This is a genomic window from Kribbella antibiotica (genome assembly GCF_004349055.1).
Lineage (GTDB): Bacteria > Actinomycetota > Actinomycetes > Propionibacteriales > Kribbellaceae > Kribbella > Kribbella antibiotica.
The window spans coordinates 1-11,869 of record NZ_SMKX01000221.1; the positions used below are offsets into that span (position 1 = coordinate 1).

The following is an 11,869-nucleotide window of genomic DNA, read 5'->3' on the forward strand; positions in this document are numbered from 1 at the left end:
CGTCGGCAGCGTAAGATGTGTATAGGAGAGGGGTGCCCGGTTGGGTGGGCTTGCTGGTCGGGGGCTTGCTGGCCGTCGGCTTCGAGGTCGGCGGCTTGGTGGTGCCCGGCGGGGTCTTGGTCGGCTGGGTGCCGGGCTTGCCGGGCTGCTGGACCGGGCCTGGGGTCGGAGTGACCCCGGGGTAGGTCGGGAGGCCGTTGGCCTGCGGCAGGTTGTTGTCTGCCGGGGCGTCGATGGTCGGGTCGCCGACCTGGTTGCCGGCGCGGTCGATGCCGTCGCCACCGGTCTCGTTACCGACGGCGATCCAGCTGCCGGTGGCGTACGCCTTGGCGATGTTCATCACCAGGTTGGCGTAGTCGGTCGAGTGGTTGTAGCGCAGCAGGGCCTTGGTCAGGTCGTTGGACTTGGCCATGTCGGTCTTGCCGGAGCAGAGGTACACCCCGGTCGACATGGCGGCGTCGTCGATGTCCTGCGGGTTGCGCACGCCGTCGCCGTCACCGTCGACACCCATGGCACGCCAGGTGCCCGGGATGAACTGCATCGGCCCGACCGCGCGGTCGAAGGCGGTGTCGCCGTCGAAGGCACCGGCGTCGGTGTCGTTGATCTTGGCGGTCTTCGTGCCGTCGAGGCGGGGTCCGAAGATCCCTGGTACGGCGACGCCCTGGCTGTTCAGCATGCTGCCGCCGAAGCGGCCGTGGTTCGACTCGACCCGGCCGATCGCGGCCACCAGCGTCCACGGCAGGTGACAGGTCGGATCGGCCTGCCCCACCAGTTGCTGGGTCCGTGAATACGCCTTCAGAGCCGCCTTCGGAATGCCGTTGCGGGACAAGCCGGACACCACCTGGTTGGCCGGCTCACCCGGATCGACACCGTGACCCACCACGCCCGGCACCGGCACGTTGGCCGGTCCTGCGATCGGGGTGTTCGGTACGACGACCGAGTCGTTCCCTGACAGTCCTTGTTCCAGCGACGCCGTGGCGACCGCCGGATCGTCGGTTGCGCTGACGGTGAACGCGCTCGCGAACAACGCCAACGGGATGAGCGGCGCAACAGACCGCCAGCCGTTCCCCGTGGCGCGGCGCTTGCCCTTCGCCATCGATGATCCCCTCCGTGACTCATCGACCTTGTCCAGCCCCACGCCGCGGACAAGGTCCTTCGCCAAAACCGGTCTGCACAGTGCACGGTCCAACCGTGTCGGTGCTCGGTAAAACCGTCGCACTGGGTACAACGTCCGCCCCGCTGCGTGGGTTACGCGCCGAACCTCGCCCGTGTACGTGCAGTTACCGAGTACCCATACTGGCGCGTAACAACTCACCTGTGAAGTCCCTGAGAGCGGCAATCCTGACGCCCGCCCACCGGGCGCACTGGTCTGTAGAGAAGAATGGCCGCCGTGCCCGACCACACAGAACAGTCCGCCGCACTCTTTGCGAGGGCCTCCGCTGTCACCCCCGGTGGCGTCAACTCTCCCGTCCGGGCGTTCCGCGCCGTGGGCGGCGTTCCGCGCTTCATGACTCAGGGTGACGGAAGTCACATCACCGACGTCGACGGGAACCGCTACCTCGACCTGGTCTGCTCCTGGGGCCCGATGCTGCTGGGCCACGCGCACCCCGAGGTGATCGCCGCGGTCCAGGCCGCGGTCGCCCGCGGGACGTCGTACGGGACTCCGACCGAGCCTGAGGTGCTGCTCGGCGAGGAGATCGTGGCCCGTACGCCGGTCGACAAGGTGCGACTGGTGTCGTCGGGAACCGAGGCGACCATGTCGGCGCTCCGGCTGGCCCGCGGTTTCACCGGCCGCGCGAAGATCGTGAAGTTCGCCGGTTGCTACCACGGTCACGTCGACGCGCTGCTGGCCCAGGCCGGCTCCGGCGTGATCACGCTCGGTATCCCCGGTACGCCGGGTGTTACCGAAGCGACCACCGCCGACACGATCGTGTTGCCGTACAACGATCAGGCGGCCGTCACTGCCGCCTTCGCCGAGTACGGCGACCAGATCGCGGCCGTGATCACGGAGGCCTCGCCCGGCAACATGGGCGTCGTACCGCCGCTGGACAACTTCAACGCGTTCCTCGCCAAGACCTGTACGGACAACGGCGCGCTGTTCATCTCCGACGAGGTGATGACCGGCTTCCGCATCACCCGCTCCGGGTACTACGGCGTCGACGGTGTCGTGCCGGATCTGATGACGTTCGGCAAGGTGATGGGCGGCGGCTTCCCGGCCGCGGCGTTCGGCGGTCGTGCCGACGTGATGGCCCACCTGGCCCCGGAGGGCTCGGTCTACCAAGCCGGGACGCTGTCCGGGAATCCGATCGCCACCACGGCCGGTCTGACCACGTTGCGGCTGGCAACCGATGAGGTCTACGCCAAGCTGGATCAGACCGCGCTGACCATCCAGAGCCTGGTTTCGACGGCGCTGGACAAGGAAGGTGTGCCGCACGTCATCCAGGCAGCCGGGAACCTCTTCAGTGTCTTCTTCGTGGAGTCAACGGACGGACCTGCCGAGATCCGCGACTTCGCCGGGGCCAACGCCCAGGTGCTGCCGCGGTTCGGTGCGTTCTTCCATGCAATGCTGGACGGCGGTGTGTACCTGCCGCCGAGCGCCTTCGAGGCCTGGTTCGTGAGCAGTGCCATCGACGACGACGGGCTCGCCGAAATCGAGTCCGCTCTCGCCCCTGCGGCGGCTGCAGCCGCCGCAGTAGAGAACTGAAGGGATACGGTCAGTGACCGAGACAACGGTCGTGCACCTCATGCGTCATGGCGAGGTGCACAACCCGGCTGGTGTGCTCTACGGCCGGATCCCCGACTACCACCTGTCCGAGCTCGGCCGCGCGATGGCCGACCGGGTGGCCGAGCACGTGAAGAACCGCGACATCGTGCACCTGGTCAGCTCGCCGCTGGAGCGGGCCCAGGAGACGATGGAGCCGATCGCCGCGACGTTCGGGCTCACCCCGGACATCGACGAGCGGGTGATCGAGGCGGCCAACCTGTTCGAGGGCAAGAAGTTCGGGGTCGGCGACGGCGCCCTGAAGAACCCGAGCGCCTGGTGGCTGCTGCGCAACCCGGTCAAGCCGTCCTGGGGCGAGCCGTACCAGCAGATCGTCCGCCGGATGCGGGACGGGATCGAGACCGCCCGGCAGAAGGCTGCCGGCCACGAGGCCCTGATCGTGTCGCACCAGCTCCCGATCTGGATCGTCCGCTCCGCGATCGAGGGCCGTCGCCTGTGGCACGACCCGCGCAAGCGGCAGTGCAGCCTGGCCAGCGTCACGTCGTTCACGTTCCACGGTGAGTCGATCGTCTCGGTTGGTTACTCCGAGCCGGCCAAGGACCTGCTGCCGGTCAAGAACCCCAAGAAGTTCGTCGGCGGCGCGTGATGCTGCGCCACAAAACAAAGGTCGCCCGTACGGCGGTCTTGGTCGCAGGCGTGCTCCTGGTCACCGGGTGCACGACCGGCCAGGACTCGGCGCAGAGTCGCCAGGGTCAGTCCGGTTTCGTCAGCGGCAACGGCAACGTGTCGGTCTTCGCGAAGGCCGATCGCAAGCCCGCCCCGGTGCTCACCGGTGAGACCCTCGAAGGCAAGAAGTGGACGCTGTCCGACCAGCTCGGCAAGGTCGTCGTACTGAATGTCTGGGGTTCGTGGTGCCCGCCGTGCCGCAAGGAGGCCCCGGATCTGGTGAAGGCCGCCGAGGAGCTCGGTACGTCGGTCCAGTTCGTCGGACTGAACACTCGCGACCTCGACCCGGCACCGGCGAAGCGGTTCCAGCAGGAGTTCAAGGTTCCGTACCCGAGTGTCTACGACCCGTCCGGCAAGGCGCTGCTGCGGTTCCGCGGCCAGATCTCGCCGGGCGCGATCCCGACCACGCTCGTGATCGACAAAGAGGGCAAGGTCGCGGCCCGCGCGATGGCCGCGATCTCCAAGGACACCTTGGTCGGCATGGTCAAGGACGCGGGCTGAACTGATGGGTGAGTGGTTCGCGCAGTCGATGACGGGCTCGATGCTGGTGGCACTGCCGATCGCAGTGCTGGCCGGTGCGATCTCGTTCTTCTCGCCCTGCGTCGTGCCACTGCTGCCCGGCTACCTGTCCTACGTGACCGGGTTGTCAGCAGCCGAGCTCGGCTCGAACCAGCGCGGCCGCATGCTCGCCGGTACGGCGCTCTTCGTGGCAGGCTTCTCGAGCGTCTTCATCCTCACCGGGGTGCTGTTCGGCAAGGCCGGCGACCTGCTCATCGACCACCAGAGCCTGATCACGAAGATCCTCGGCGGCGCGACCGTCGTACTGGGTCTGGTCTTTCTCGGTGGATTGGGCTTCCTGCAAAAGGATCTGCGGGTCCACCGGGTTCCCGCGGTCGGGATCGCGGCCGCGCCGCTGCTCGGCGTACTGTTCGGTTTCGGCTGGACGCCTTGTATCGGGCCGACGCTCGGCACCGTGATGACGCTGGCGACGACCGAGGGCAGTGTCGGCCGCGGTGCGTTGCTGGCCGGGGTGTTCAGCCTCGGGCTCGGCATCCCGTTCATCGTTGCTGCGTTGGCCTTTCGGCGGATGCTCGGCGCGGTCGCGTGGGTGCGTAAACACCAGTTGCTGGTGATCCGGATCGGCGGCGCCCTGATGATCGCTGTCGGTCTGCTGCTGTTGACAGGAGTGTGGGATGTCATGACCGCGGATCTGCGGCAGTGGGTCGCCAACTTCGGGTCGGCGGTGTGAGATGACCGAGGTCAAGGACCGCATCGCCGCCGGCTCCAGCCCGGACGGCCGCCCGGATCTCCCGGCGCTCGGCGTCATCGGCTGGCTGCGCTGGACCTGGCGCCAACTCACGTCGATGAAGACCGCGCTGGTCCTCCTGTTCATGCTCGCGCTGGGCGCCGTACCGGGGTCGTTGATTCCGCAGACCGGCGTCGACCCGATCAAGGTCGCCGACTTCCTTGAGACGCACAAGAAGCTCGGCCCGCTCTACGACAAGCTCGGCCTCTTCGACGTCTACAAGTCGGCCTGGTTCTCCGCGATCTACCTGCTGCTCTTCATCTCGCTGATCGGCTGCGTCGTCCCGCGCCTCGGCGTGTACCTGCGGGCCGTCCGCTCCCGCCCGCCGAAACCCCCACGCAACCTGAACCGCCTGGCCGGCTACGAGAGCTTCACGGTCGACGACGACGCCGACACCGTGCTCGAGGCAGCGGAGCGTGAGCTGCGCCGCCGCCGCTTCCGGGTCGAGTCGTACGACGGCGCGATCGGAGCCGAGCGTGGTTACCTCCGCGAGGCCGGCAATCTGCTCTTCCACTTCTCGCTGATCGTCGCCCTGATCGGGATCGCCTGGGGGTCCCTGTTCGGCTACCGCGGCACCGTGTTGGTTGTCGTAGGCAAGGACTTCGCCAACTCGCTGACCCAGTACGACGACTTCACGTCGGGGCCGGCCTTCGATGCCGAGAACGACCTGCCGCCGTTCGCGCTGACCGTGAACGACTTCAAGGCGACGTTCCAGCAGGACGGACCGCAGATGGGTGCCGCCCGGACCTTCAACGCGGCGCTCACCTATCAGGCGACGCCGGACGGGCCGGAGAAGTCCTACGACCTGCAGGTCAATCATCCGCTGAAGCTCGACGGCAGCACGGTCTATCTGCTCGGCCACGGCTACGCGCCGAAGGTGACGGTCAAGGACGGCACCGGCCAGGTCGCGTTCTCCGGGCCGGCCCCGTTCCTCCCGCAGGACGGGAATTTCTCGTCGTTCGGCGTGATCAAGGCCCCGGACGCGCGGCCGGTGACGCTCGGCTTCGAAGGGTATTTCCTGCCGACGGCGCAGATCGACAGCCTCGGCCCGCGCTCGGTCTTCCCCGACGACCTGAACCCGGAGCTGGTGATGACCGGGTTCTACGGCCGTCCGCAGCAGGAGACCGGGAAGCCGGAGTCGGTGTACCAGCTGGACAAGTCGAAGCTGACCCAGTTCGAGAAGGACGGCGACAAGCTGCGCTTCCGGCTCAAGCCGGGCGAGAGCCTGACGCTCCCGGACAAGGCGGGCTCGATCACCTTCGACGGCTACACCCGCTGGGTGAAGCTGCAGGTCAGCCACCAGCCCGGCCTGTATGTCGCGCTGGCCGGGCTGGTGCTGATGATCCTGGGTCTGATGGCGTCGCTGTTCATCCACCCACGGCGTACCTGGGTTCGGGTCCGCACCGAGGACGGGCGTACGGTTGTCGAGGTCGCCGGCCTGGACCGGGGACCGGAGCGCGGGATCGGCGACGAGCTCGAAGCGATCGGCAAGGTCATCAAGAAGCAGGAGCAGGTATGAATTCGTCCACGCTGGCGTCGCTGTCGAATCTCTTGATCCCGACCGCCACAGTCGTCTACACCATCGCGCTGCTGGCGCACACGGTGGAGTGGGCGGCCGGTCTGCGGGTGCCCCGCAAGGCTGAGGACAAGGTCCTCGTCGGGGCCGGGGGCGCCTCGGATCCGGTCGAACCCGAGGTCGAGGAGACCCCGTCGGTGCGCGCCGAACAGGCCAGCCGGGTCGGCGTACTGCTGACCATTCTGGCTTTCGCGCTGCACGCAGCCGGCGTGCTGACCCGTGGACTCGCTGCCGGGCGGGTGCCCTGGGGCAACATGTACGAGTTCTCGATTACCGCATCGCTGGCCGTGGCCGCTGTCTACCTGGTGATGCTCAAGCGTCAGCGGCTGCAGTGGCTGGGCCTCGGCGTCACATTCGTCATCGCAGGCACGCTCGGCCTCGCCGTACTGGCCTTCTATGTCCCCGCCGGTGACCTGCTGCCGTCACTGCACTCGTACTGGTTGGTCATCCACGTCTCCGCCGCCGCCATCGCAGGCGGCGGGTTCACCGTCGGTGGACTGGCGTCCGCGCTCTACCTGATCAAGGCGAGGGCCGAGCGCCGCGCGACCGACGGCAAGCCGATGCCGGCCGCTCTCCGCCGGGTCCCCGCAGCCTCCGCGATCGACGCCGTGGCCTACAAGGTGCACGCCTTCGCCTTCCCGCTCTGGACCTTCGGCGTCCTGGTCGCCGGCCCGATCTGGGCGTACTACGCCTGGGGCCGGGCCTGGGGCTGGGACCCCAAGGAGGTCTGGTCCCTGGTGACCTGGGTCGTGTACGCCGGCTACCTGCACGCGCGCGCCACCGCCGGCTGGCGTGGTCGCCGGGCAGCCTGGGTCGCGATCGCCGGCTGGTTCGTCTTCCTGTTCAACTTCATCGGCGTCAACCTCCTGCTGTCCGGCTTCCACGCCTACTCGGGGCTGTGAGTTCAGAAGGACTTGTATGAAGGGTTGGTCCCCTTCTGGAAGTGCACGCCGCCTCCGCCGTAGCTGACGCTGAGGAATCCCCAGCCGGCTGAGGCGCTGATGCTGGACTGACCCTGGTTGTGCTCGTAGGTGTACTGCGCGCCATGGCGATGCTTGGCGCAGCCGCGGGGCTTGGACAAGACGATGTCGGTCACGCCGTGGTCAGTGACCATCATGTGGCCGGAGGTGGCGTCCTTGACGGCGCTGATCGGCGCGTTGGTCCCCAGCCCACCGTGGTAGAGGTACGCCGCGTTCGCGGTCTGCTTGTTGGTGTAGTCGTAGGTCCGTGTGATGGTCTGTTTGATCTCCGTGCACCCGAGCGAGAGCTGGACGCTAGACAGGTCCACCGGCTTCACGCCGCCGACGAAGCCGTCGCGGAAGTCCCAGATGCCTCGGGCCACTGTGCCGACCCAGGTGAAGCCGACGCTGAGGTTGTCGGCCGGGTCCGCCTTGAGTTGGCCGGCTGCCCGGTCCGACTTTCGGGCCGCCCAGCGGGAGTCCAGGATCCGCTGTGCCTCGGTGCCGGAAACGAGCCCGTCGACACCGTTCAGCTGTACGTCGATCCCGGCGCCGGTGTACTGACGGGAGATCCGGTCCAATCCGGCCAGGTCGAGCGGGTGCGCGACGGCGTACTGGTACACCGGGTCCGGTGCCGTTGCCGCGGTAGCAGCTGTGGTCGGGATGAGCGTCAGAGCAAGTGAGCCGGCAGCAACAGCGAGACGCATGTCATGCACCTTCCGTAGTGGGTCAAGCGTTCGTTTCGACCTTAGGTGCAGGGGGAGTCACCGGGCCGGACAGTGGTATGTGATGCTGTTTGGCGAGGAAAGGGTTGATGTGAAGGAATTTGCCATCTACACCGGGCTGCGGGCCGGTCTGTTCGGGATCTGTTTCGCGGTGCTGTACTTCCCGCTGCGGAACCAGCTGACCGTCTTCCCGCTGTTGCTGGTGGCGCTTGTCATCTCCTCGATCCTGGCGATCTTCGTTCTGCGCGCTGCGCGGGACCGGCTGGCGGGCAAGATCGACACTCGGGCCGCGCGGATGACGCAGCGACTCGAGCAGGCGCGGACCGCCGAGGACGACTGACCTCACTCCGTTCAGAACCCCGCTTCGACCAGCACGGTCGGGGCGGGGTTTTTCGTCGTACCAGCTGAGTAAGTGGTACGCAGAGTGATGTAGGCCACTTCGGAAATCCTTTGTGCAATCGCTCACATGAGGCGTAGCTTGAGTGATGAAACGAAACCGTTTCGTTCTATGCAACCAATTGTTTACTCAGGGTGATCATGATCGATGCAGTCGGAGCGCGGCCGCGGCCGCGGGTCGAGGGTGGCCGCGAGGAGGAGATCCTCGAGGCGACCGTCACGGTGCTGGCCGAGCTGGGGTACGACCGGCTCACCATGGACGCGGTCGCGACGATGGCGAAGGCGAGCAAGGCGACGCTGTACCGGCGCTGGTCGACGAAGGCCGATCTGGTCGTCGACGCGATCAGCCGGGCCAAGGGGTGCCCGATGCCCGAGGACGTGGACACCGGGAGCCTGCGCGGTGACCTGATCGCCATGTCGTGTGGCGACGGCGGGTTCACCGACGAGGTGCCGATGTCGGTGATCGCCGGCTTGGTGACGGCGCTGCACCGCGACGCGGACCTGCAGAAGGCGTTCCGGGAGCGGTTCCTGGCGCCGCGGCAGGGCATCAGTGCCGGGGTCTACACCCGGGCGGTCGCCCGCGGTGAGATCGCGCCGGACGCCGACATCGAGATGCTCTCGGTGACGCTGCCGGCCGTGATCGTGCACCAGGCCTACATCCTCGGTGAGCAGCCGACCGAGGAACTGATCCTCCGAGTGATCGACCACATCATTCTTCCTGCGGCGCGGGGGTCGCAGGCGCGCTGACCGCAGGGGCCGGTCGGCAGATATCCGTAAGAAACATGCGCATCGAGGGGAAATTTTCATGTCCGAAGACGTCGTGAAGGGCGATCGCCCAACCGATACCGTGGCCGAGCCGGGCGCACACGGTCACCGCAATCTAGGCATCGCACTGGCGCTGATCAGCATGGCGCAGCTGATGGTGGTGCTCGACGGCACCGTCGTCAACATCGCGCTGCCGCACATCAAGGACGCGCTGGGCTTCACCGACGCCACGCTGACCTGGGTGGTCAACGCCTACGCGCTGGCCTTCGGCGGTCTGCTGCTGCTCGGTGGCCGGATGGGTGACATCCTCGGCCGCCGCAAGGTGTTCATCTTCGGTGTCCTCCTGTTCGGGGTGGCATCGTTCGTCGGCGGTATCGCGCAGAACGAGTCCGTGCTGCTCGCCAGCCGGATCCTGCAGGGCGTCGCGGCCGCTGCCGCTTCACCGAACGCACTGGCACTCATCACCACCACCTTCCCGGCTGGTAAAGAGCGCAACCGCGCCATGGGCGTGTACGCCGCGATGTCCGGCGCCGGCGCGGCCGTCGGCCTGATCCTCGGTGGCGCGCTGACCGAGCTGTCGTGGCGCTGGACCTTCTTCATCAACACGCCGATCGGCCTGATCGTCGCCGTACTGGCCTTCCGCTACCTGGGGGAGTCGGCGCGCCAGAAGGGCAAGTTCGATCTGCCGGGTGCGATCACCGGGACTGTCGGTCTGACCTCGCTGGTCTACGGTCTGACCCGCGCGGGCTCCAAGGGCTGGGGTGACCTCTGGACGCTGATCTTCATCGGCGCCGGTGTCGTGCTGCTCGCACTCTTCCTGATGATCGAGGCTCGCTCGCGGCACGCACTGATGCCGTTCCGGATCCTCGCGAACCGGACCCGCGGCGTCAGCTTCTTCGTGATGCTGGTCGTCGGTGCGGCGATGTTCTCGATGTTCTACTTCCTGGGCATCTTCGTGCAGATGATCCTGGGCTACAGCGCGATCGTGACCGGTCTGGCCTTCCTGCCCTTCAGTGTCGGCATCGTCGGGGCCGCGCAGCTCGCCTCGGTGCTGATCGCGCGGATGGACCCGCGCTGGATCTCCGGTGCCGGTGGCCTGTTCGTCGCGGCCGGCATGTTCGGATTCAGCCGGCTCGAGGTGACCTCGTCGTACGCGTCGGGTCTGCTGCCGTTCATCCTGCTGCTGTCCTTCGGCATGGGCCTGATCTTCGTGCCGCTCACGCTGACCGCGGTCAGCGGTGTCGCGGATGAGGACTCGGGCGTAGGTTCCGCCGTACTGAACACGGTCCAGCAGATCGGTGGTGCGATCGGCCTGGCGCTGCTCGGCACGGTCTCCACCAACGCGATCAAGGACAAGTTCACCGAGCTGGCCCCGGGCCTGCAGAAGGCCGCCGAGGCCGGGCAGTCGCCGGAGCAGCTGAACATCTTGCAGAAGCAGTTCGAGGCCGTGGCCACGACGCACGGATTCACCCGGGCGTTCCTCTGGTCGACCTTCCTGGCCCTCGGATCGGCGATCATTACCCTGATCGGCCTGTCGGTCAAGCACAAGGACCTCGCCGGCGACGGCAAGACCCCGGTGCACATCGGCTGATCGCGCCAAAGACTGGAAGGCCCGCTTCCCGGGAGGGGGAAAGCGGGCCTTTCTCTCGTCTACAGGCTCTTCTGCATGATCGTCTCGCGGAGGACGCGGTCGCCGTCGACCTCCTCCTGGCTGCCGGTCGCGACGTACCCGCTGCGTTCGTACAGGCCGATGGCCTTCTCGTTGCCCTCAGCAACCATGAGCTCGAGCGTGTGCGCGCCGGTGGCGCGGGCACCTTGCTCGACCCAGTCCATCAGCCGGTCGCCGACGCCTTTCCCGCGGCCGGCCGGGGCGACCCACATCGAGATCAGCCCGACCACGCCGTCCACTTCCGCGGGAACGCCGCTGGCCATCCCCACCGCCGTACCGTCGCTGTAGACGACCGCGTTCCGCGAGCCCGGCAACTCCAGCCGCGCTCGCCACTTCTCCTCCGGCGCGTCCACCCAGTCCGCCAGCTTCGACCCGAACGCGTACGGCGCCACTTCCAGCGCCGCCAGCCGCAGTTCGCGCCAGACTTTCCAGTCGTCGGAGCCTAGCTCCCGAAGTTCCATCATGCGCTCAGGATCTCGCGCCCTCGGGTGATCCGTCAGCTGCATTTCGTGGGTCCACCCATCGGCTTGTGGGTTCCGGACCCGCATGAGAGTGCAGAACCCGCCATCTCGTGGGTCCTCCCATCAACTGGCGTCGCCACCGTGCACAAAGGTGGGTCGCCGGGTCTTTGTGCGCAAGGCAGCACTTTGGGTATCCATCAACCACATTTCCGGCTGGGAAGTGGTTGGTGGGTGCCCAAAGATGGGGCTCGTGCCCAAGGGTGGGGTTCGTGCTCGGGAGTGGGGTGGGCGCTCGCGAGTGGGTCGCCGTGTCTTTGGGCGCGAGGTGGCACTTTGGGTATCCATCAACCAGATTTCCCGCCGCGAAGTGGTTGATGGGTACTCAAAGATGAAGTTCGTGCTCAAGGGTGGGGCTTGTGCTTACGAATGGGGCGCCGTTTCTTTGGGCGGGCGCGGGCGCGGGCGCGGGCGCGGGTCGGGCTGGCCGGATGGCTGGCGGTGAGGGTGGATACAAAGAAAAAGGCCCCGCGCCGGGTGGGTGCGGGGCCTCGTGGTGATGAAGGG

Annotated in this window: 12 protein-coding genes; 9 read left to right on the forward strand and 3 right to left on the reverse strand. The window is 67.3% G+C overall.

From position 1 onward, the window contains the following. The coding region (locus E1263_RS39735; protein ID WP_132177181.1) for a lytic transglycosylase domain-containing protein at positions 1 to 1,096 on the reverse strand (1,096 nt) is incomplete at its 3' end. 285 nt (positions 1,097 to 1,381) lie between these two features. Between E1263_RS39735 and hemL the strand changes: the two genes are divergently transcribed. From hemL to ccsB, 6 genes are read left to right on the forward strand one after another with little or no spacing between them, the layout of a single operon-like run. Continuing rightward, positions 1,382 to 2,704 (forward strand): glutamate-1-semialdehyde 2,1-aminomutase, encoded by a 1,323-nt coding sequence (hemL, locus tag E1263_RS39740; RefSeq protein WP_132177183.1) that lies wholly within the window; start codon positions 1,382 to 1,384, stop codon positions 2,702 to 2,704. Positions 2,705 to 2,744: 40 nt separating this feature from the next. After that, positions 2,745 to 3,368, forward strand: a complete 624-nt coding sequence (locus E1263_RS39745) for a histidine phosphatase family protein (protein WP_238161997.1) — start codon at positions 2,745 to 2,747, stop codon at positions 3,366 to 3,368. Further along, entirely contained in the window at positions 3,368 to 3,949 is a 582-nt protein-coding gene (locus E1263_RS39750) for a TlpA family protein disulfide reductase (protein ID WP_132177187.1), read from the forward strand. Before E1263_RS39745 ends, E1263_RS39750 begins: the two co-directional genes overlap by 1 nt. Before the next feature lie 4 nt (positions 3,950 to 3,953). Next, on the forward strand, positions 3,954 to 4,697 hold the full coding sequence (locus E1263_RS39755) for a cytochrome c biogenesis CcdA family protein (protein WP_132177189.1): 744 nt from the start codon (positions 3,954 to 3,956) through the stop codon (positions 4,695 to 4,697). A 1-nt stretch (position 4,698) separates the two neighbouring features. Then, positions 4,699 to 6,273 (forward strand): cytochrome c biogenesis protein ResB, encoded by a 1,575-nt coding sequence (gene resB / locus E1263_RS39760; RefSeq protein ID WP_132177191.1) that lies wholly within the window; start codon positions 4,699 to 4,701, stop codon positions 6,271 to 6,273. Then, entirely contained in the window at positions 6,270 to 7,232 is a 963-nt protein-coding gene (gene ccsB, locus E1263_RS39765; protein WP_132177193.1) for a c-type cytochrome biogenesis protein CcsB, read from the forward strand. The genes resB and ccsB overlap by 4 nt, the downstream gene beginning before the upstream one ends. Positions 7,233 to 7,234: 2 nt before the next feature. Here the strand turns inward: ccsB and E1263_RS39770 are convergent, their stop codons facing one another. Next, complete coding sequence (locus E1263_RS39770) at positions 7,235 to 7,996, reverse strand: hypothetical protein (RefSeq protein WP_132177195.1); 762 nt, start codon at positions 7,994 to 7,996, stop codon at positions 7,235 to 7,237. A 109-nt stretch (positions 7,997 to 8,105) separates the two neighbouring features. Here E1263_RS39770 and E1263_RS39775 point away from each other — a divergent pair, with 109 nt between their 5' ends. The 3 genes from E1263_RS39775 to E1263_RS39785 all read left to right on the forward strand — a co-directional run bounded on the left by E1263_RS39775 (position 8,106) and on the right by E1263_RS39785 (position 10,766). After that, positions 8,106 to 8,354, forward strand: a complete 249-nt coding sequence (locus E1263_RS39775) for a DUF4229 domain-containing protein (RefSeq protein ID WP_132177197.1) — start codon at positions 8,106 to 8,108, stop codon at positions 8,352 to 8,354. Between the two features lie 197 nt (positions 8,355 to 8,551). Continuing rightward, on the forward strand, positions 8,552 to 9,157 hold the full coding sequence (locus E1263_RS39780; protein ID WP_132177199.1) for a TetR/AcrR family transcriptional regulator: 606 nt from the start codon (positions 8,552 to 8,554) through the stop codon (positions 9,155 to 9,157). A gap of 58 nt (positions 9,158 to 9,215) precedes the next feature. Next, positions 9,216 to 10,766, forward strand: a complete 1,551-nt coding sequence (locus tag E1263_RS39785) for an MFS transporter (protein WP_132177201.1) — start codon at positions 9,216 to 9,218, stop codon at positions 10,764 to 10,766. A 59-nt stretch (positions 10,767 to 10,825) separates the two neighbouring features. Here E1263_RS39785 and E1263_RS39790 read toward each other — a convergent pair whose 3' ends face one another. Continuing rightward, entirely contained in the window at positions 10,826 to 11,308 is a 483-nt protein-coding gene (locus E1263_RS39790; RefSeq protein WP_132177203.1) for a GNAT family N-acetyltransferase, read from the reverse strand. Positions 11,309 to 11,869: the final 561 nt, after the last annotated feature.